Origin of the sequence: Steroidobacter agaridevorans (assembly GCF_009932555.1) — a bacterium.
GTDB lineage: Bacteria > Pseudomonadota > Gammaproteobacteria > Steroidobacterales > Steroidobacteraceae > Steroidobacter > Steroidobacter agaridevorans.
This window is the reverse complement of sequence record NZ_BLJO01000012.1, coordinates 159,973-181,290: the sequence shown is the minus strand read 5'-3', so window position 1 is coordinate 181,290 and position 21,318 is coordinate 159,973. Positions and strand designations below refer to the sequence as shown.

At 62.6% G+C, this 21,318-nt stretch carries 17 protein-coding genes and 3 tRNA genes; 9 read left to right on the top strand and 11 right to left on the bottom strand.

Features of this window, described 5'->3' with window-relative positions:
• The 4 genes from GYH35_RS33155 to GYH35_RS33140 all read right to left on the bottom strand — a co-directional run.
• Positions 1-107, bottom strand: a 107-nt coding sequence (locus tag GYH35_RS33155) for a GTP-binding protein (RefSeq protein WP_161815359.1), incomplete at its 3' end; no start/stop codon positions are given.
• A gap of 66 nt (positions 108-173) precedes the next feature.
• Positions 174-249, bottom strand: a tRNA-Thr gene (locus GYH35_RS33150).
• A 67-nt stretch (positions 250-316) separates the two neighbouring features.
• Positions 317-390, bottom strand: a tRNA-Gly gene (locus GYH35_RS33145).
• Positions 391-399: 9 nt separating this feature from the next.
• Positions 400-485: transfer RNA gene (locus tag GYH35_RS33140), tRNA-Tyr, on the bottom strand.
• 180 nt (positions 486-665) lie between these two features.
• On the opposite strand from GYH35_RS33140, the gene GYH35_RS33135 reads away from it, so the two are divergent.
• Positions 666-2,204 (top strand): sensor domain-containing diguanylate cyclase, encoded by a 1,539-nt coding sequence (locus GYH35_RS33135; protein ID WP_161815360.1) that lies wholly within the window; start codon positions 666-668, stop codon positions 2,202-2,204.
• Here the strand turns inward: GYH35_RS33135 and murI are convergent.
• Positions 2,201-3,091 carry a glutamate racemase gene (gene murI / locus GYH35_RS33130; protein ID WP_161815361.1) on the bottom strand — a complete coding sequence of 297 codons (891 nt, stop codon included), beginning with the start codon at positions 3,089-3,091 and terminating at the stop codon, positions 2,201-2,203. The two genes, GYH35_RS33135 and murI, sit on opposite strands and share 4 nt — an antisense overlap.
• A gap of 19 nt (positions 3,092-3,110) precedes the next feature.
• Complete coding sequence (locus GYH35_RS33125) at positions 3,111-4,094, bottom strand: threonine ammonia-lyase (protein WP_161830604.1); 984 nt, start codon at positions 4,092-4,094, stop codon at positions 3,111-3,113.
• Between the two features lie 171 nt (positions 4,095-4,265).
• Between GYH35_RS33125 and GYH35_RS33120 the strand changes: the two genes are divergently transcribed.
• Positions 4,266-4,544 carry a PilZ domain-containing protein gene (locus GYH35_RS33120; RefSeq protein ID WP_116808918.1) on the top strand — a complete coding sequence of 93 codons (279 nt, stop codon included), beginning with the start codon at positions 4,266-4,268 and terminating at the stop codon, positions 4,542-4,544.
• Between the two features lie 21 nt (positions 4,545-4,565).
• Here the strand turns inward: GYH35_RS33120 and GYH35_RS33115 are convergent, their stop codons facing one another.
• Entirely contained in the window at positions 4,566-6,038 is a 1,473-nt protein-coding gene (locus GYH35_RS33115; RefSeq protein ID WP_268894972.1) for a spinster family MFS transporter, read from the bottom strand.
• Between GYH35_RS33115 and recQ the strand changes: the two genes are divergently transcribed.
• Together recQ and GYH35_RS33105 are read left to right on the top strand one after the other, a co-directional pair.
• Positions 6,007-7,887 (top strand): DNA helicase RecQ, encoded by a 1,881-nt coding sequence (recQ, locus tag GYH35_RS33110; RefSeq protein ID WP_235936899.1) that lies wholly within the window; start codon positions 6,007-6,009, stop codon positions 7,885-7,887. The two genes, GYH35_RS33115 and recQ, sit on opposite strands and share 32 nt — an antisense overlap.
• Positions 7,888-7,985: 98 nt before the next feature.
• Positions 7,986-8,933: a 3-oxoacyl-ACP synthase III family protein gene (locus GYH35_RS33105; RefSeq protein ID WP_161815365.1), complete on the top strand. Its 948-nt coding sequence runs from the start codon at positions 7,986-7,988 to the stop codon at positions 8,931-8,933.
• A gap of 21 nt (positions 8,934-8,954) precedes the next feature.
• Here GYH35_RS33105 and GYH35_RS33100 read toward each other — a convergent pair whose 3' ends face one another.
• Positions 8,955-9,914, bottom strand: coding sequence for a universal stress protein (locus tag GYH35_RS33100; protein ID WP_161815366.1), 960 nt, complete (start codon positions 9,912-9,914; stop codon positions 8,955-8,957).
• A 63-nt stretch (positions 9,915-9,977) separates the two neighbouring features.
• Complete coding sequence (locus tag GYH35_RS33095; RefSeq protein ID WP_161830603.1) at positions 9,978-11,534, bottom strand: hybrid sensor histidine kinase/response regulator; 1,557 nt, start codon at positions 11,532-11,534, stop codon at positions 9,978-9,980.
• A gap of 220 nt (positions 11,535-11,754) precedes the next feature.
• Between GYH35_RS33095 and GYH35_RS33090 the strand changes: the two genes are divergently transcribed.
• Genes GYH35_RS33090 through GYH35_RS33080 form a run of 3 tightly spaced genes read left to right on the top strand, consistent with a single transcriptional unit; the run spans position 11,755 to position 15,564 of the window.
• Complete coding sequence (locus GYH35_RS33090; protein WP_161815368.1) at positions 11,755-12,504, top strand: sensor histidine kinase; 750 nt, start codon at positions 11,755-11,757, stop codon at positions 12,502-12,504.
• 5 nt (positions 12,505-12,509) lie between these two features.
• Positions 12,510-13,157 carry a response regulator transcription factor gene (locus GYH35_RS33085; RefSeq protein WP_161815369.1) on the top strand — a complete coding sequence of 216 codons (648 nt, stop codon included), beginning with the start codon at positions 12,510-12,512 and terminating at the stop codon, positions 13,155-13,157.
• 31 nt (positions 13,158-13,188) lie between these two features.
• Positions 13,189-15,564 (top strand): phosphoketolase family protein, encoded by a 2,376-nt coding sequence (locus tag GYH35_RS33080; RefSeq protein ID WP_161830602.1) that lies wholly within the window; start codon positions 13,189-13,191, stop codon positions 15,562-15,564.
• Between the two features lies 1 nt (position 15,565).
• On the opposite strand, the gene GYH35_RS33075 is transcribed toward GYH35_RS33080, so the two are convergent.
• Positions 15,566-16,690: an NAD(P)/FAD-dependent oxidoreductase gene (locus GYH35_RS33075; RefSeq protein ID WP_161830601.1), complete on the bottom strand. Its 1,125-nt coding sequence runs from the start codon at positions 16,688-16,690 to the stop codon at positions 15,566-15,568.
• Entirely contained in the window at positions 16,687-17,958 is a 1,272-nt protein-coding gene (locus GYH35_RS33070; RefSeq protein WP_161830600.1) for an SAM-dependent methyltransferase, read from the bottom strand. Before GYH35_RS33070 ends, GYH35_RS33075 begins: the two co-directional genes overlap by 4 nt.
• Before the next feature lie 277 nt (positions 17,959-18,235).
• Here GYH35_RS33070 and hemN point away from each other — a divergent pair, with 277 nt between their 5' ends.
• Positions 18,236-19,609, top strand: coding sequence for an oxygen-independent coproporphyrinogen III oxidase (hemN, locus tag GYH35_RS33065; RefSeq protein WP_161830599.1), 1,374 nt, complete (start codon positions 18,236-18,238; stop codon positions 19,607-19,609).
• Between the two features lie 236 nt (positions 19,610-19,845).
• Entirely contained in the window at positions 19,846-21,318 is a 1,473-nt protein-coding gene (gene ccoN / locus GYH35_RS33060) for a cytochrome-c oxidase, cbb3-type subunit I (protein WP_161830598.1), read from the top strand.

Here is a 21,318-nt window from a genome sequence, read left to right as displayed (position 1 = left end):
ATCACCTTGGTCAGCGCGGCCGTCAACGTGGTCTTGCCATGGTCGACGTGGCCGATGGTGCCTACGTTCACGTGCGGCTTGGTGCGTTCAAACTTCTCTTTGGCCACAGCGGCGTTCCTCTATCTAGGTTCACTTATTCGAGATGGCAAACACGAACCAGTCAACATGGCGAGTGGAGCTCACGACCGGGATTGAACCGGTGACCTCGTCCTTACCAAGGACGTGCTCTACCAACTGAGCTACGTGAGCGACCCTTCAACTATTACCTGTCTAACTTCTTATATCCGCCGTACTCGACTCATCGCGGTAAGCGCAATGGAGCGGGTGATGGGAATCGAACCCACACCATCAGCTTGGAAGGCTGAGGTTCTACCATTGAACTACACCCGCCTCGAGGAGTGGTGGAGGGGGTAGGATTCGAACCTACGAAGGCATAAGCCAGCAGATTTACAGTCTGCCCCCGTTGGCCGCTTGGGTACCCCTCCGCGGACATAAGAGCCGGGCATTCTCTTCGCCAACCTATTGAGTGTCAACAGCAACCAAGGGTTGTTTGACGCCTCGAAGCAAAATTCCTGCTTAAGTCATCTCGCCGGGCGCCGATACAGGGCCCGACGGCGCCATTCGGGCGCGTCCCGTATTCGAAACGCAGCTCATGGACACTGGTTATGCTGCCCCAGGACCTCGAACAACGCTTGAGAGCGCAGGTCGATTTTCCCAGTCCGCCGCAGGTCGCGACTGAGATCATCGCGCTCGCGCGCGATCCGGACATCGAGATGGCCAAGGTGGCCACCGCCGTCGGCCGCGATCCGGCCATGACGGCCAAGATCCTGCGCATCGCGAACTCGGCATTTTACGCACAACGCCGCCCCAGCCAAAACCTGCGTCAGGCGCTGGTCATCATCGGCCTGAACGCCGCGCTGACCCTCGCCCTGAGCTTTTCGCTGGTTTCCTCGATGCGCGCACTCCGCGCAACCGGCATCGACTACAGCCGTTTCTGGCGCCGCGCGCTGTTGGCCGCGACCGCTGCCCGCGCTTTCGGCGAAAGCGCAAAAACCGGGCATCAAGAAGATGTTTTCCTGGCAGCGATGCTTCAGGACATGGGCGTGCTGGCGCTGGACCGCGCCGCGCGCGATTTCTACAGCCAGCTGCCGCAGAAAGCGACGCATGCCGACTGGGTGGCCTACGAAATCGCCAAGCTCGGCAAGGACCACTCCTACTACACCGCGATGATGTTGCGCGCCTGGAATCTGCCCGAGCGGCTGTGCAAGCCGGTCGAGGCCAGCCATTCGCCGCAGATGTTCGCGTGGACCACCGAGGAAGGTCAGTTCGCGCGCTGCGTCGCGCTCGGCAGCGATCTGGCCGAGGCGGTGCTGTCCCCGGATCGGGCGAACTCCGTGCCCGCGCTCGCCCAACGCGCGCATCGCCTGCTGAGCATGAGTCACGAGCACTTCAACGAAGTGGTCGCGCGCATCCTCAGTCTGATTCCCGAAACGGAAGCCCTGTACGAAACGCCCATCCTCGAAGCGGATGACGCCGAGAACCTGCTGGCGGAAGCGCGCGAGCTACTGGCAGTCAGGAATCTGCATGCCCTGCAGGAAGTCACCAACCTGCAAGCCACGACCAGCGCCCTGCAGACACGCACCGAAGAAGCGGAAGACTCGAGCCGCCGCGACCCGCTGACTGGCGTACTCAACCGCCCGTGGCTGGATCGCATGCTCGATCGCGAGTTCACACAAGCCGTGGTGTTCGGCCGTGACTTGAGCGTCGCGCATATCGATCTCGATCGCTTCAAGCTGATCAACGAGAAGTACGGCACACCCATCGGCGACAAAGTTCTGCACAGCTGCGCGCAAGCCATTCAAGGCGTGGTCCGCGGCAGCGACCTCGTCGCGCGCTTCGGTGGCGAGGAATTTATCGTTGTACTGCCGAGTACGGATCGCGCGATTGCGCGCCAAGTCGCGCAACGCATTCTCGCGGCGCTCGCGGGTGCTGAACATGGAGGTGACAGCGTCGCGGGTGTTCACGTGACCGCATCGATCGGTGTCGCGACATATACGACCAATCAGCGCTTCCCCAGCACGCTTGCGCTGCTGGAAGCTGCTGACCATGCGCTCTACGCCGCGAAGCTCTGCGGCCGCAATCGCGTGGAATGTTACGACGAGCTGCCGACTTCGCGTCGCAGCTCGGGTGCCGCCCGCACCTAACGCGCCGCAGTCGGCGCGAGGTCAACGAGTTCGACCCGGCTCGCGTCGAACGACTCTCCCAAGAATCGGCTGCCCACGCGGGCAAAGCGTTCCGGGCTATCCGTTGCTTGCAGAATGGGCGCTGACGGCCGGTCCTGCGCGTCCGTGCGCCCCCGGCATTCGGGCATCCTGCCCAGCACCGGTCCCGCCGTATTCAACAATCCCCGATCGATCAACTCCGCCTGTACCGCGCGCGCCGTCGTTTCCGCAGAATCGACGATAGTGATGGCCGGCCCGATGACCGCGCGCAACGCCGCTGCGAGCACTGGGAAGTGCGTACAGCCGAGCAACAACGTGTCGATCTGCGAATCGTTACGAAACAACTCGTCAACATAACGATGCGCGATCGCTTCGGCGATGGCGCCGTCCGTCCATCCCTCCTCCGCCAAAGCCACGAACAGCGAACACGCCTGCGCACTCACTTGCGCGTTCGGCTCCAACCGAGCGATTGCGCGCTGATAGGCGCCGCCGCGCACCGTGCCTTCCGTCGCCAGCACCGCGATGTGGCCGCTCTTCGATGCCGCGCATCCCGCAATCGAGCCCGGCTCGATCACGCCGATCACCGGCATGGGCGCGAAGCGCTCACGCAACGGTTCGACCGCGACCGAAGACGCGGTGTTACAGGCGATCACCAGATACTTGATGCCCTGGTTGACCAGAAACTCGGCGGCCTGGATCGAATAGCGCAGCACCGAGTCGCCGCTCTTCGTGCCATACGGCAAGCGCGCCGTGTCGCCGAGATAAATGAATTGCTCATTGGGCAGGCGTTGTCGAAGTGCGCGGAGCACGGTCAGCCCGCCGACACCGGAGTCGAACACCCCGATGGGGAGCGCATTTGCTTTGGTCATGAAGGCAGGAAAGCAGTCGTTAAAGGGGCTCGTCACCGATCAGGCGAGCATAAGTGGCCGCGTCGATGTTGCTGCCACAGACGATCAGTCCGACCCGCCGGCCGCGCAGTCGTTCCTTGAGAGGGCCGAGTAGCGCCGCGGTCGCCGCCGCACCCGCGGGTTCGACCGCAAGCTTGGCATTTCGAAGCAAGAACCGCATGGCCGCGCGCATTTCACCATCGCTGATACGAACCAGCCCGTCGACATTGCGATGACACAGCGCGAACGAGATCGGCAAGGCATAAGGCGCGCCCAAGCTGTCGGCGATGGTCGCGACCCGCTCGATGGAACGCGGCTCACCCGCCGCGAAACTGCGATGCATGCTGTCCGCGCCTTCCGGCTCGACACCAAAAACCTCGCAACGAGGCGACAGTAACTTCACCGCGGAGGCGATGCCAGCGCACAAGCCGCCGCCGCCAATGGGAATGATGACCGCATCGAGGCCGGGAATCTGCTCACACAGCTCGAGCCCGACGGTCGCAGTGCCGAGCGCCGTCGTGCGGCCTTCGAACGGATGGATCAGCGTACGGCCTTCCTGTTCCGCGAGGCGAGCTGCCAACTCGAATCCGGCGTGGGCATTCTCCGCGAACACCACTTCAGCACCGAAGGAGCGACACAGTTCGACACGCAACGGGTTGGCCGACGCAAACATCACCACCTTGGCGCTGACACCCACCGTCGCCGCGGCGAACGCGACGGCGGCCGCATGGTTGCCGGCGCTGACCGCCGTAACACCTTGCTTCCGCGCGTCCTCCGACAGCGCCAGCACGTTCAACAGGGCGCCGCGCGCCTTGAACGTACCGGTCCGCTGGAACAACTCCAGCTTCAACCACGTCTCGGTAGTGGCATCCAGTACTTGCTCGACCTCGGGGCTCTGCAATCGATGCACGGGCGTCCGCACGACGTGATCGGCGAGCTGGCCCGCGGCCAGACGTATTTCGTCAAGTGTGAGCGCTGACACCATGCTCGGTTACCTAGGTGAATACATCAGTAGAACGAAGGTGCATATTGTGCGGGTGACATTGTGCCGTGCCAGCCAGACAATGAGTCGACATAACGCCTGTTTATTGGGCTTCGCACGCGCTTTCGAGCGCGGCATAATGATCGCGCACAGAACGCATCGGGGAGTTTGAGCATGGAGCGACGTCTCCATACACGTCATAGAGCGCGTACCGCCGTCTACGTTTCCGTCCCCGGACGTCCCGGCAAGCTGTGCCGCGCGCGCAACTTGAGCGCGAACGGCGTCTTCATCGAAACCGAGAACCTGGGATTGAAGAAAGGCGCGACCGTGCACCTCGCGTTCGCGATCAATCTCGGCGTCGTCACCAAGATCCATCGGCGTACCGCCATCGTTGCGCACGTGTCCAAAGGCGGCACGGGCCTGATGATGGAAAGCCTGACGGGTACGCGTTAACTGACTCTCGCAGACGAGCGATCACCTCGTCTGCGTCACCATGGCGCGCATGTCGGCCCCAACGGTCCGCGCCGCGCCGAACAACGATCCCGCGCACAACAACATCAGCAGCGGGATTACATACATCGCACTGTGCAGCCCGGACGCGCGGAACGTGTCTTCCATCGCAGTCGCGCCCGCATTCACCATTGCTTGATGGGCGAAGTAATCGCTCAGCGCGCCCATGACGGTCGAGCCGAAGCTCGCGCCGAGTACGTACATCGCGAAGAAGTACAACGACACCGCCGTGCCGCGCAGGTTGGGCGCGACCACATCTTGAATCGCGCTGTACACCGTCGAGTAATACGCGAATGACAGCGCGCTCGACGCTCCCATCAAGATCGTAAACACGACCACACCGCCCTTCGGCTGCTGAAGCGCCATGAACACGCACGGCGCCGCGAACAACAACGCGAATGCGGCGATCAACACGCGACCGTTCGCTCGCTTCGTACGCAGGCGATCGCCGAGCCAGCCGCCCAACAGCAGTCCGATGGCGCCCGTGAGTCCCAACGAGAACGCCGAGATCATGTTCGCGTCCCGCAATCCGAGCTCGTGGAAACGTTGCAGAAACGGCGTCTGAAACACGTTCACCGCGTAGGCGTTGAAGTTGTACAGCAGACCCGACAGCACGATCCACCACAGCGTCTTGATCCGCATGACGCTGCGAAATGGCGAACCCGGCAACGCCAGCGAAGTGCGCTGCTCGACGCCGCCGCGCGGCGGCTCTTTGATAAACAGTGCGAGCACCGCGAGGATCAAACCTGGCAGGCACGCCACGAAGAAGGCTGTCCGCCATCCCCACTTCTGGCCGATGTAGCCCGACAGCATATAAGCCGCGAACAAACCGAACGGCAGGCCGAGCATGAAGATCGCCATCGCTCGCGCGCGACGCTCGGGCGGATACAAGTCGCCGATCAACGATTGCCCCGCCGGCGCGCAGCTCGCCTCGCCGATGCCGACGCCGATGCGCGTCAGCAGGAAAGATGTGTAGTTCCACGCCAGGCCGGACGCGGCCGTGAGCACGCTCCAGAAGGTCACGCCGATGGCGATCAAACGTGTCCGCAGCCAGTTGTCGGTAAGCCGTCCCAGCGGCACGCCGACGGCTGCATACACCAAGGTGAATACGGTCGCGACCAGGCCGAGCTGCGTATCGTTGAGCCCGAACTCGACGCGGATCGGCTCGCCCAACGCGCCGGCAATCTGCCGGTCGAAGAAATTCATCAGGTTGATGCCGAACAGTACCGCCAGCGCGAAGCGCGCGTTGCTCTGCTGTTCGGTCACGGATGCCCCCGGTTCTCGATGAAATCTTGGTGTTGCCGCGAGGGTACCATCCGTGCCCGCGGCCTGGTGGGCAAAGAATTGTGGAACGACACGCTCCCAACGTGTGCCAAATGCGGAACCGGGATGAGATGATGCCGGGGTGACAGCCGCCCCCGTTTCAATGACCGCCAATGCCCTCGCCGACGGCGCCGATCTGTTCGCCGCGCTCAAGACTCGCTTTGGTTTCAGCTCGTTCCGCCCCGGCCAGGAAGCGATCGTGCGCGATGCGCTCGCGGGTCGCGACCTGCTGGCCATCATGCCCACCGGCGGCGGCAAATCGCTGTGCTTTCAGCTGCCTGCGGTTCTGCAACCCGGCATCACGCTGGTGATCTCGCCGCTGATCGCGTTGATGCAGGATCAGGTGCGGCTGCTACAGGACAACGACATCCCGGCGACGTACATCAACTCCAGCCTCGAGTCGAGCGAAGTGAGCGCGCGCCTGCGAGGCGCGGCGCAAGGCGAGTACAAACTGCTGTATCTCGCGCCCGAGCGATTGTTACAGTCCGGCTTCTTCGATGGCGTACTGACGCGCCTCGCCGGCGGCCGCGGCATCAACGCTTTCGTGGTCGATGAAGCGCATTGTGTGTCCGAATGGGGCCACGATTTCCGTCCGGAGTATCGACAGCTCGCCGCACTTCGACGTCGATTCGAACACATTCCGTTATTCGCATTCACTGCCACTGCCACGCCGCGCGTCCGGCAGGACATCATCAATCAGCTGGCGTTGCACGATCCGGCGGTTCATGTCGCGAGCTTCAACCGCCCGAATCTGTACTACGGCGTGCGCCCGAAGAACAAACGCACTTACGACGAGTTGCTCGCGCGAGCGCGCGAAGACAGCGCAGGCATTGTGTACTGTCTGTCGCGCAAGCGCGTCGACGAGCTCGCGCTGCAATTGCAATCCGACGGCATCGAGGCTCTGCCCTATCACGCCGGTCTCAGTGCCGAACAGCGCCGTCGCAATCAGGAAGCTTTCATTCGCGACGACGCGCGCGTGATGGTCGCAACGATCGCGTTCGGCATGGGCATCAACAAACCCGACGTGCGCTGGGTGGTTCACTACGATCTGCCGCGCACGCTCGAAAGTTATTATCAGGAGTCGGGCCGCGCCGGGCGCGACGGCGATCCCGCCGAATGCATTCTGTATTTCAGCGCGGCCGACATTCGCACTGCCGAGTTTCTGATTCAACAAAAGGTGGATCCCGACACCGGCGCGCCATTGGAGGACGAGCAGCGGCTGGCCCGACAACAGCTGCGCCAGGTGCTCAACTACGCCGAGTCCACCGAATGCCGCCGCGGAATCCAGCTGCGATACTTCGGCGAAGTGCTCCCCGATTCCTGCGGAAACTGCGACAACTGCCGCAACCCGCGCCAGCAGCAGGACCGCACGATCGAAGCGCAACAGTTTCTATCGTGCATCGCGCGGCTGGCACAACGACGCGAACGTTTCGGCGCCGCCTATCTGATCGACATCCTGCGCGGCAGTCAGTCACAGCGCCTGATCGACAATGGACATGCGCAGCTCAGCGTATACGGCATCGGCAAGCAGCACAGCGTCGACACCTGGCGCAGCGTCGCGCGCGCTCTGCTCCACCAGGGCCTGGCTCAGGAGACTCAGGACGGCTATTCGGTGCTGTCCCTCAACGCGGCCAGCTGGGAGGTCCTGCGCGGCGAGCGCAAGGTACACATTGCCGAGGCCCCCGCTTCACCACGGCGCAAGTCGGACGTGTCGGGCGGCGCCGACGACCTGCACGTGGCCGATCAGCCGCTGTTCGATAAGTTGCGAGCCTTGCGTAAAAAGCTGGCGGATCAGAGCGGGGTACCGCCTTACGTCATCTTCCACGACGCCACGCTGCGTGAGATGGTGCGCCGGGCGCCAGCCAGCCTGGAAGAATTTGCCACCATCCCGGGGGTTGGCCAGGCGAAACTGGCGCGCTACGGGCAGTTGTTCACGGACGAAATCCGCGCAGCCCGGTCATAGGTCTATAATCGCCGCCGCCTCAGCCGGCCGCCGGACGCGCGGCCCTCTTTACTATTGCTTACTGAGATCGCTTCGCTTTGACAGTCCAGAGACGACCGATGTTCATTCATGCCTCGGGTGAGTACCTGCCGGAACGGGTCGTGGACAACGACTACTTCTCGCGGCTGACCGGCCGGCCTTCGCCGTGGTTCGAGCAATTGACCGGCATCCGCCAGCGCCGCCGCGCCGGTGAAGGCGAGAATGCGAATTCGATGGCGATCGCAGCCGTCAAGCACCTGCTGCGCACGGGCGATGCGAACCTCGAGGATATCGACCTCATCATCGGCGCTTCCTACACGCCGTGGGACACCATTGGCACCATCGCTCACGTGTTACAGCGTGAGTTCTCGCTCGCCAACGCGCGCGCCATGTATTTGTCGACGGCCTGCTCGTCTTTCATCGACGCCATCGACATGGCATCGGCCTACTTCGCCTCCGGCCGCTCGACCAAGGCGCTGGTCGTGGCCTCCGAGCACAACAGCCTGTACTCCTCCGACGGCGACGAGAAATCCGGTCACTTGTGGGGCGACGGCGCGGCCGCACTGATTTTGGGCAACACGCCCGGCAAGCTGCAGCTGGAAGTGCTGGACACACATACCGTCGGTCTCGCGGATCGCGGCAAGGGTCCGTTCGGCATCACCATGGTCCCGCGCGATGGCGGCCTGGTCATGCATCATGGCAAGGACATTTTCGTGCACGCGTGCCGGGAGATGGCCGGCATGGCGCGGCTGCTCCTGGAGCGCAACAAGCTCACGGTGGGCGATGTGCGGCTGGTCATTCCGCACCAGGCGAACAAGCGCATCATCGATAGCGTCGCGGACGACCTCGGCCTGGCGCCACAACGGGTCGCGCTGACGATCGGCGAGCTGGGCAACACCGGCTGCGCGAGTGTCGCGATCACTTTGCATCGTTACGCGCACAAGCTCGAGCCCGGTGAATATGCGCTGCTGATCGCGTTCGGCGGCGGCTATTCGGCAGCCGGCGCACTCGTCCGGCGCGCGCCCTGACAAACTTCATGTCGCGCTCGCTCAGAGCGCGACATGCTCTCCAAACTGCGGCGGCTTCACGATCAACGCATCGCACGGCAGCTTCTCGAGCACATCCTCCGCCGTGCTGCCGACGAAAATCCGCTTGAGCCCACTGCGAGCGATCGCGCCCATCGTCATCACATCCGCATTGATGCGTTCGGCGGCCAGCGGCAGCATCTGACCGGGGCCGCCCAGTTCGAGATGAATGTTCTTGGGCGGAACGTCGTACTCGGCGACCAACGAGCTCACCAGCTCGCGGCGATTCTTTTCTTCGAGCGCCAGCTCCTCCGGCGCCGCCGCTGCAACGATCTGATTCACTGTTGTCGCTACGCCGATGATGGCCAGCGGCAAATAAACATGCGCCACGTGCAGCTCGCCGTGCAAGCGCTGCGCGATCAGCGATGCATGCTCGATGATCCAGTGATCCAGAATTTTCGGCTTGTCGTTGACATGACCGGGATCGACCGCCGCCACGATGCGCGGTGTTTCCGCCCATGGCGCGCCTTTGGTCAACAGCAACGGCACCGGACAGGCGCGAATCAACTGCCAGTCCGTATTGGTCAGAAACGTTCGCTGCGCGAGCGAATGATGATGCGTGTCCTTCACCACCAGATCGGCGCTGGTATGTCGAATGCGATCGATCAATCCGACGTGCAGCGGCTCGGCACAGACGGTTTCGGTCGTGACATCCAGACCGCGCTCACGTAACGGTGCGGCCAGAGATTCGAGCTCACCTTTGAGGTTCGTCGGCAGAGGCGCGTCGGGCTTCGAGCGCAGGTGTGACGACAAGCGCATCTCGCGTGCCGCCTTCGTATCGCAGACGAACAGCTCCAGCCGCGCGTTGAACTTTTCCGCCAGCAGCGCCGCTTTGTCGATCGATGGGTGCCCGGCCGCGGTCGGATCGACGATCACCAGAATTCGTTTGATGTAATCCATGGGCATGGATGTGCTCGCATTCATGACTGTGCCCTCCCGCTCAGTCTCGAATCGCACTGCCGCGCCCGGTATCGGGACAACCGCGTATCAGCTCCGGGCAAGCCCGCTGCGCTGGGCATCGCTCTGCGCCGGAGCCGACAATTCGTCGATTGCGTCGAGCAAGGCAGAAGTATCGACCGGTTTGCTCAGAAAGCGGCAATTCGGCACCGGCGTGCGCAACGAGCGCAACACCGACGGCAGATCGCCACTGAGCACGACGCCGGGAGCGTCATAACCGAGCCGCTGACGCAGCCGGGTCAGCAACTCCAGGCCGGTGTTGCGGCCGTCGAGATGATAATCGGCGACGATCACATCGCCGCGCTGGAATTTCGCGAACAGCGTCTCGGCCTCGGCGGCGGACGGCGCGCTCTCGACGTGAAAGCCTTCGAATCGAAGAAACAATTCCGTCGCCAGCCGCACGCCATCGTTGTCTTCGACCAGCAGCACTCGCGAGCGACGTGTCGCGCCGCCGGCGGGCTCGGCGCTAGCCGTCGAGTCCTCGGCCGCTTGCACCAACGTCAAATATTGGTTCGGAATGCTCACAACGGCCTGCGTACCCTCGCCGACCCGCGAGTTGATGCTCACGCTGAATCCCAAGAGTCGCGCGACTTCTTTGACGATCGCCAGGCCCAGCCCCACGCCCATGCGCTTGGCGCCCTGCGTGTCGACTTGATAGTACTCATCGAAGATGCGATCCAGCTTGTCGGCGGGAATGCCGATGCCCGTATCGCTCACGGTGATCGTGAGCGCGCTCGAGCCCGGCACGCAGCTGACTTTGACTTCCCCCTGATCGGTGTATTTCAAGGCATTGCCGACCAGGTTCTGTAACAACTGGTAGAACAGATTGCGATCGGTCGAAACGACCAACGCGGCCGGTTCGATGCGCAGCCTGATGCCACGCGCCTGCGCCACCGATTCGAACTCGGTGGTCAGCTGATGCAGCGTATCGGCAAGCGGCACATCCACGACCTGCGGCTCGATCGCGCCCGACTCCAGCCGGCTGATGTCGAGCAACGCGTTGAGCATGCGAGTCATGCCCTCGATCGCTCGCTCCTGCTGCTGTAACAGCTCGCGCAGATCGGGCCGCGAAATCTTGAGCATGGCTGCATTCAGCAGCCGGATGGTTTGAATGGGCTGACGCAAGTCGTGGCTGGCCGTCGCCAGAAAACGGCTCTTGGCCCGATTCGCCCGATCGGCTTCTTCGCGTGCGGCGATCAGCGCTTCATTGATCTGCTGCCGCTCGGTGTTGTCGCGGATCGCGGCCGCGACGAACAGGTTGCTGCCGATTTTGAACGGCGCCAGCCGGATGCCGGCCGCGAACTCGCTGCCGTCGGCGCGGCGTGCAAACAAATCGGCGATACGCGCGCCCATCTCTCGATTGCCCGGTTTGTTCAGATAAGCAGTCAGATGACTGACATGCTTGCCGCGCAGGCGCTCGGGAATCAGCGTCTCCAGCGGCTTGTCCAGCAACTGTTCCGGCGCATACCCGAACAGGTCCGTGACCGTCCGATTCGCGAAACGGATGCGGCCGCCGGCGTCGACCACGATCAACGCGTCCGGGGAAAAGCGCAACAGGTGCTGGGTGATATCGCTGAGCTGGTCCATCGTCATCTCGTCGTAACCGGAAAATTATGCCGCTTTTCACCACGGCACAACATCGATACCGATGGGGTCGCGGCTCTAAGGGGCGGGCGTAGTGAGTTCCGTGGAAGTCGCGGGTGTCGCTGGCCAGGGGTTGCGGCAGTCTGCTACCCATATGAAACTCCCGGAATCATGGCAATCCCGCTCCGCCCCGCCCGCGCCGCCGCCCAACGGCGACTCCATCATGTCCGCTGACAGCGATGCTTCCGGCGCGCCGGCGACGTCGCGGCTGCTGGAGCAATTGATGCAGATTGCGCGCACCTCGGCGCTGGAGGAGATGGCCAGCGGCTTTGCGCACGAGTTGAATCAGCCGATCGGCGCCATTGCCACGTTTGCGCAGGCTGCCGAGCGCATGCTGTCGCGTCCCGAGCCCATGACGGCGCAGGCGCTGGATGTCCTGCGCCACATCAGCAATGAAGCGCTCAATGCCGGACAGGGCATCCGACGCATTCGTAAATTGTTCAACGACGTGGCCGTGGCGCGCATCAACTGCGCCATGCCCGACGTGATCGCCGAGCTGATGCCAGTGCTGGAACTGCTGGCGAGTCGCGCTGGCGTGCACGTGGAAGCGGCGATCGATGAGGCGCTGCCGGTCGTTTCGGTCGATCGGCTGCGCATTCAGCATGTGCTCTACACGCTCGTGCAGAATTCGCTCGAAGCGCCCCGCCCGGCGCAGCGGCCGGCGCGCGTCCGCATCGAAGTCACTGGCGATCGTTACGCGGTGACGACTGCTGTGATCGATAATGGCGTGGGCTTGTCGACCGAGGCTCGCGCGCAATTGTTTCGTCCGTTTTTCACCACCAAGGATCAGGGCACGGGCTTGGGCCTGGCGTCCAGCCGCGCTATCGTCGAAGCGCACGAAGGCGCGATCGGCTGCGACGATGTCGAGGGCGGCGGCGCCAGGTTCTGGTTCAGATTGCCAGCGGCAGTTTGATAAGTATGACGGCTAACAAAACCACCCCTCGCAAAAAACCCACGGTCTACATCGTCGATGACGACGACGGCATGCGCCGCGCTTTGAGCGTGCTCATGTCGACGGTCGGCTACAACGCCGTCACCTTCGAGCGGCCCGCCGAATTCCTGCAAAAGCTCGATCCGAATCAGCCCGGCTGCCTGGTGCTCGACGTGCGCATGCCGGAAATGAGCGGACTGGAAGTGCAGCAGCAGCTCAACCGCAGCGGCTCGATGCTGCCCGTGATCCTCATCACCGGCCATGGCGACATTCCGATGGCGGTGCAGGCCATGAAAGATGGCGCATTCGATTTTCTACAGAAGCCGTTCCGCGACCAGGACCTGCTCGATCGCATCAACGGCGCACTGAAACAGGATGCCGAGAACCGCGAGACCGTCGAGCGGCACGCCGATCTCAAGCGTCGCAGCGAGTCGCTCACGCCCCGCGAGCGCGAAGTGATGGCACTGGTCGTCGATGGCCGCGCCAACAAGGTGATCGCCATCGACCTCGGGCTGAGCGAGCGCACCGTCGAGATTCACCGCGCCAACGTCATGGAAAAAATGCAGGCGCGCTCGGTCGCGCACCTGGTAAAGATGCACCTTACGCTGAATGGTGAAACTCTCGGCAATGGCTGACGATTAGCTAAGCATTGCCCGAGGGCCCGCCATGTCAGCCGATCCCACGCTCAGTCCTGAATATCTGACCCGGCTGCATGCCTACTGGCGCGCCGCCAACTATCTCGCGGTGGGTCAGATCTATCTGATGGACAACCCGCTGCTCGAAGAGCCGCTGCAGTTGTCTCACATCAAGCCGCGGCTGTTGGGCCACTGGGGCACGACGCCCGGGCTCAACTTCGTGTACGCGCATCTGAACCGCGTCATCCGCAAATACGACCTGGACGTGCTGTATGTAGCCGGCCCCGGGCATGGCGGACCGGCGCTGGTGGCCAATGTTTATCTCGAAGGCACGTACAGCGAGTACTACCCGAATGTCTCCGAGGACAAGGAAGGACTGCGCCGGCTGTTCAAGCAGTTCTCGTTTCCCGGCGGCATTCCCAGTCACGTCGCACCGGAAACGCCGGGCTCGATTCACGAAGGCGGCGAGCTGGGCTACGCGTTGTCGCATGCAACCGGCGCGGCGTTCGACAATCCCGACCTCATCGTGGCCTGCGTCATCGGCGATGGCGAAGCCGAAACCGGCCCGCTCGCGACCAGCTGGCACTCGAACAAGTTTCTGAGTCCGGTGCGCGATGGCGCGGTGCTGCCCATCCTGCATTTGAATGGCTACAAGATTGCCGGCCCGACGGTGCTCGCCCGCATTCCGCGCGAAGAGCTGACTCAGCTGATGCAGGGCTACGGCTACGAGCCGTTCTTCATCGACGAAGCCGATTCCATGGCGGCGACCCATCTCGCCATGGCTCGAACGATGGATCGGATGATCGAGCGCATCCGTGAGATCCAGGCGGACGCGCGCAAGAACGGTTTCAAACAACGGCCGCGCTGGCCCATGCTCGTGCTGCACACCCCGAAAGGCTGGACCGGCCCGGAGGAAGTGGACGGCGTGCCGGTGGAGAACAGCTGGCGCTCGCATCAGGTGCCGCTGGCAAAGCTCGCCGAGAAGAAAGATCACTTGCAGCAGCTCGAAGCATGGATGCGCAGCTACCAGCCCGAGGAGCTGTTTACTGCCGAAGGAAAATTGCAGCCCACGTTGCGCGAGCTCGCCCCGGTCGGCAAGCGCCGCATGGGCGACAACCCGCATGCGAACGGCGGGGTTTTGCTTCGAGATCTGCGCCTTCCGGATTTCCGCGAATATGCCGTCGAGCTGCCCTCGCCCGGCTCACGTATCGCGGAAGCAACGCGCTTCCAAGGCACGTTCCTTCGGGATGTGATGAAGATGAATATGCAGTCGGCGAACTTCCGTCTGTTCTCGCCAGACGAGTTCACGTCGAACCGCTGGGACAATGTACTGGAAGTCACATCGCGCATGCTCGCGGCCGAAATCCTGCCCTCGGATACCAAAGTCGCCTCCGACGGCCGCGTGATGGAGATGCTGAGCGAGCATCAGTGTCAGGGCTGGCTCGAAGGGTACTTGTTGACCGGCCGGCACGGCTTCTTCAGCTGCTACGAGGCGTTCGTGCACATCGTCGATTCGATGTTCAATCAGCACGCCAAGTGGCTGAAAACCTGCCGTCACATTCCCTGGCGCCGCTCCATCGCCTCGCTCAACTATCTGCTGACCTCGCATGTCTGGCGCCAGGATCACAACGGCTTCAGCCACCAGGATCCGGGTTTCATCGATCATGTCGTGAACAAGAAGCCCGAGGTCGTGCGCGTGTATCTGCCGCCTGACGCCAACACATTGTTGAGCGTCACGGACCATTGCCTGCGCAGTCGCAACTACGTGAATGTCATCGTCGCCGGGAAGCAGCCGCAGTTCCAGTGGCTGTCGATGGATGCGGCCATCAAACATTGCAGCGCCGGCGCCGGCATCTGGGACTGGGCCAGCAACGATCAGGACGGCTCGCCCGATATCGTCATGGCGTGTTGCGGCGACGTGCCGACCTTGGAAACCCTGGCGGCCGTCTCACTGCTGCGCGGATGGTTGCCGTCGTTGAAGATCCGCGTCGTCAACGTGGTCGACCTCATGACTCTGCAGCCCGAGAGCGAACATCCGCATGGCATGAGCGACAAGGAATTCGACGCCATGTTCACCAAGGACAAGCCCATCCTGTTCGCGTTCCATGGCTATCCCTGGCTGATCCATCGCCTCACCTATCGGCGCGCCGGTCATGACAACCTGCACGTGCGCGGCTACAAAGAGGAAGGCACGACCACCACGCCGTTCGATATGACCGTGCTGAACGATCTCGACCGCTTCCACCTGGCGGAGGCCGCCATCGATCTGGTGCCCTCACTCGGCGCGCAAGCCGGCCATCTGCGTCAGCGGCTACGTGACAAGCTCATCGAGCATCGCGAGTACGTGCGCCGGCACGGCGAGGATATGCCGGAGGTCCGCGACTGGCAGTGGTCGGTGGTGAAGTAGCTTACGAGGACAACGCCGGCAACTGCGCGTGCAGGAACCAGCGATCGAGTACGACATTGCGCGCAAACCACTGGGTTTGCATTAACGCCCGCGCGAGTCCCAGACGCAGTTTGGAGGGGAGCATCGCCAGCGCAGGCGCTTCCCCACGCTCGCCAAAGCGGGACTGCAAAGCGGCTTCGTAATGAGACAAACGCTCGCGACGATAGTCACGATTCACAGCGAGCACATTGGCCGCGGCCAGCAGGCCCGACTCGATCGCCGGCCGGATGCCCTCGCCGCTTTGCGTATAAGCGAGGCCCGCGGCGTCGCCGATGATCATCACGCCGTCGGCAATCACAGGCCGATTGCCGTGCGCATATAACAAGTAGGCGTGACCTTTGAACTTGCCCGGCAGATCCGCCGGAATCCTGCCTTGCGCGGCCAGCGACCGTGCAAACGTTTGCACGTGCTCGGCCAGCCGATGGTTGCCTTCACGGCCCAAACCTACGTTGAGATAGTTGCCTTTGCGGAAGCACCAGCCGTAACCCTTCAGGTCATCGCAGAAATACAGCTCCGGCCGCTCGCCCGTGACCGAACATTGCGCAGCCTGCGACTCATTCAGCTCGAACTCGATTTCCTGAGCGCTGATGGCCCGCTCCTCCTTGCCGAGGTGCGCACCGAGGAAGCGCGCGACGGGACAGAAGTGCCCACCGGCACCGATGACCAAAGGCGCAGAAATCTCGCCATTGACCAGCCAGCGATCGCCCTGGCGTTCCATCGACTTCCAAGCTTCACCCAGACGCAATCGCGCGCCGCTACGCTCCAACAAATAATGATCGAACTCGCAGCGGCGGATGCCGTAGCTCACGATCTTGTCGTAGCTCACAGCCGCATTGGCTTGCTCGCCCATGCCGGTGATGAATGAATTGATGGGCTGCAGGACGCGGCTTTGTCGATAGTCCTCGACATCGAGGTCCAGTTCCTGCACGACCTGAGGCGTGATCCATCCGGCGCACACTTTGTCCCGCGGGAACACGCTCTTGTCCATGATGAGCACGTCCAGCCCGGCGCGCCGCAGTGTGCGCGCGCAAGTGGATCCGGCCGGGCCGCCGCCGACGATCAGGACATCACAAGTGTCTGCGCTCATGGGCGATACAGGTGCTCACGCGTCATTGGAATCTTGTTATTGGCGCCGGCGGAGAACACCACCTGGAACAGCTGCATTTCACCGGTGACGAACGCGGCGCGCGAACCGGCGAGATACAGACGCCACATTCTCACGAAGTTCGCATCGAACATGCGCTCCACCTGGTCGCGCGACTCCTCATACAACCGCCACCACCAGTCGAGGGTCTTGGCGTAATGCAGCCGCAGGTTCTCGACGTCGAGCACCGAGAACTCCGCGTCCTCGAAGATTTCCATCATCTGCTTGAGCGACGGCGGATTCGCGCCCGGGAAGATGCGTCGATCGATCCAGCGATGCATGGGCTTCCAGCGGTTACGGCCGATGGTGTGGATCAACCCCAGCCCTTCCGGCTTCAGACAACCGCGAACGACCTCTCCCAGCCCGGGATAGTTCTCGACGCCGACGTGCTCGAGCATGCCCACCGAAACGAAGGCGTCGTACTGGCCGCGGATGTTTCTATAGTCGTCTTCGACGAACTCGACGTTGTTTTCCAGCCCCTGGGCCTTGGCACGCTCGCGCGCAAATGCGATTTGCTCCCGCGAGATATTGAAGGCCCTGACCTTCACGCCATGGTGACGCGCCATATACAGCGCGAGCCCGCCCCAGCCGCAACCGGCTTCGGCGACGGTCTGCCCCGGACGCAGCTGCAACTTGCGACACACGTGCTCCATCTTGGCGTTCTGCGCCTCGTCCAGGGTCGCATCGGGCGTCGGGAAGTATGCGCAGGTGTACGCCATGGTCGAGCCCAGCCACAGGGAATAGAACTCGTTACCGATGTCGTAATGGTGATGAATATTCTCGCGCGAGCCATGCAACGTATTGGCAGGCCGCCGATGCAACCATTGCCCCACACGCCGCAGCGCCGAGATGGAGTTGCGGCCCGGCCTGGCCGAGCCTTGATACAACACCTCGATGAGGCGGCCGATATCGCCCTCGACCTGAATCTTGCCGATGCTATACAGCTCGCCGAACTGCAGGTCGGGATCCCGGCACAGGCGCATCAAGGTGGCTCGATCCGGGATATGCAGAGTCGCCACCGCGTCCGGGGCGCCGACGCGCTCACCATTCCAGAGCGCCAGCTGAACCGGCGGATCGCCGAATGCATGGAGCAATGCGCGCAGCATGCGGCTTTCGATCGAGAGCAGGTGCGGTGCGGGGTCGGGCTGGGAAGAGGAGTCGTGGCGTGCCGGACCGGGTGGCGCACTGTCCGCCACACGGAACGTCGTCATAGGCCGCTCTTGAGAGGTCTGCATTGTTGTCTCCGCCCCCGCTGGCAGTCGCCGACCTTTATATTGGGAATTTTTCTATTCGATGCAAGAGTCTGTCGGGAATTGATGCAATTCCCCGCCCAATGCCGGCAAGGATTACAGCCTGTAGCCGTTCCGGACTATCCCGCAGCCCTTGCGTGGAGGTCCGGAGCGCGGCGCGGCAGCGGCCTCTCTATAAATAGTCGCCACAGGCCGGCCCGCTTCGGTCCGTCCAGGTTCCTCCGCCACAAGGCCGCGAATGAAACTCGACGCCACGTTGATCCGTCGTTATGACTGCCATGGACCTCGCTACACGTCCTATCCCACGGCAGTTCAGTTTCATCCCGGCTTCGACGAGCAAAGCTACCGCCGCGTCGCTTTATTGAGTAACGCCGGCGCCTCGCGGCCGCTGTCGATCTATGTGCACGTGCCGTTTTGTGCGAAACCGTGCTTCTACTGCGGCTGTAACAAGATCATCACCCAGAATCCGGTGCACGCCGAGCAGTATCTGCAACGCTTACAGCGTGAGATCGAATTGCAGAGTGCGTTGTTCGCGCGGCGTAGAACTGCCCTTCAATTGCACTTCGGCGGCGGCACGCCGACCTATCTGACCCTGGGGCAGCTCGGAGCGCTGGTCGAGCATCTGGGACGACACTTCGCTATCGATCGCTCCGAGCAGCGGGAATTTTCCATCGAGATCGATCCGCGCACGCTCCAGGCGACCTCTCTCGCGGAGCTGGCAAAGTTGGGCTTCAACCGGCTCAGCCTCGGCGTTCAGGATTTCGATCCACGGGTGCAACGGGCGGTGAATCGGATACAGAGCGCCGAACAGATTGCGGAATGCATGACGCAGGCTCGCGCGTTGGGATATCGCTCCGTGAGCTTCGATCTCATCTACGGACTGCCGCTCCAAACCACCGAAAGTTTCGGCGAGACCCTCGACACAGTCGTGCGGATGCGTCCCGACCGCATCGCCGCCTACGGGTACGCGCACATGCCTCGCCTCTTCAAGGCACAGCGAGCGATCCGAGCCGACCAATTGCCCGATGCAGAAACACGCCTGCAATTGCTCGCGCTCACCGTCGAGCGACTCACCGACGCAGGTTATGTGTATATCGGAATGGATCACTTCGCCCTGCCCGATGACGACCTCGCCCGCGCGATGCGCGACGGCAGTCTGCATCGCAACTTCCAGGGCTATTCCACGCATGGCGACTGCGACCTGATCGGCCTGGGCGTGAGTGCCATCGGTGCAGTGGGCAACTCATACTCCCAAAACCGCAAGGACTTGTCCGGCTACTACGCCGCGCTCGACCAGGGCCGGCTGCCGGTGGACCGCGGGATCGCGCTGAGCATGGACGACGTATTGCGTCGTGAAATCATTCAGCGGCTCATGTGCAAGGGTGAGCTTTGCATGCGTGAGATCGAGAATCGCTACGCGGTCGAATTCGATAACTACTTCGCCAGCGAACTGGTCGCGTTGAATGGCTTGGCCGGCGACGGCTTGATAGCCCGCGACGCCAATGCGATCCAAGTGACGGAGCGCGGCCGCGCGCTCCTGCGAACCATCGCCATGGTCTTCGACGCTTACCTGCCTCGCTCAGCCAGCACGCAGTTCTCCAAAGTCATCTGATCGCATCAGGCAAACCCTGAAACATTCGCTCTCGCTCGTTCGCATGACGCGAAGGGCATGATCGCCATCGGCGCAGCCTCCGCCTCCAAAGCGAGACGCAGTCGACATCTCCAGCCGCACTCAGCGTTACCACTCAGGGCTGGTCCGCAGTCTCTCTCGGGCTCTCCGTAATTAGAAAAAGTCTGCTGCACGGTACCTTTGCTGCGCCGATTGAAACTTGCGCAAAGAGGCTTTAGATGTCCGCCAATGTTTTGCCCGCCAGCGCCGCGCTTCCATACGCCGGCACCGAGGCGCGCGCCACGTACAACGACAAAGTCGTTCGCCAGTTCGCGATCATGACTGTCGTCTGGGGCATCGTCGGCATGGCGGTGGGCGCATTCATCGCCGCGCAGCTGTTGTGGCCGGCGTTGAACTTCGACATTCCGTGGCTCACTTACAGCCGCCTGCGTCCGCTGCATACGAATGCGGTGATCTTCGCCTTCGCCGGCTGTGCGCTGTTCGCAACCTCGTACTACGTCGTGCAGCGGACCTGTCATGCACGCTTGTTCTCCGATCGTCTCGCCGCGTTCACGTTCTGGGGCTGGCAGGTGGTGATCGTGGCCGCGGCCATCACGCTGCCGCTGGGCATGACTCAGAGCAAGGAATATGCGGAGCTCGAATGGCCCATCGATCTGCTGATCGCCGCGGTATGGATCGCCTACGGCGTCGTGTTCTTCGGCACCATCGTCAAACGCACGGTGAAACATATCTACGTCGCGAACTGGTTCTTCGCCTCGTACATCATCACCATCGCAGTCCTGCACATCGTCAACAACCTGGCGATCCCGGTCTCGCCGACCAAGTCGTACGTCATCTATTCCGGCGTCGTCGACGCCATGGTGCAGTGGTGGTACGGCCATAACGCGGTGGGATTCTTCCTGACCGCCGGCTTCCTGGGAATGATGTACTACGTCGTGCCCAAGCAGGCCGGCAAGCCGATTTATTCCTATCGGCTGTCCATCGTGCACTTCTGGGCGCTGATCTCCATCTACATGTGGGCCGGCCCGCATCACCTGCACTACACCTCGCTGCCCGACTGGGCGCAGTCGCTGGGCATGGTGTTCTCGCTGATCCTGCTGGCGCCGTCGTGGGGCGGCATGATCAACGGCCTGATGACCATGTCGGGCGTGTGGCATCGGTTGCGTACCGATCCCATCCTGAAATTCCTGGTCGTATCGCTGTCGTTTTACGGCATGGCGACGTTCGAAGGGCCGCTCATGTCCATCAAGACGGTGAACGCGCTGTCGCACTATACCGATTGGACCATCGGTCACGTGCATGCCGGCGCGCTCGGCTGGGTTGCCTTCATCACCATCGCGGCGATGTATCAAATGATTCCGCGGCTGTTCGGCAAGCAGCAGATGTGGAGCGTCAAGCTCATGGACGCGCACTTCTGGGTCGCCACCATCGGCATCGTGCTGTACGTCACCTCGATGTGGATCGCCGGCGTGATGCAAGGCCTGATGTGGCGCGCCGTGAACAGCGACGGCACGCTGACCTACACCTTCGTCGAATCGCTCAAAGCGACCTATCCGTACTACGGCATCCGACTGCTCGGCGGCCTGATGTTCCTGAGCGGGATGGTCATCATGGCTTACAACGTGTGGCGCACCGTGCGTGACACGCAGCCGGTCGACGTGCCGGTGCTCGCTCCCGCCACCAGTCATTGA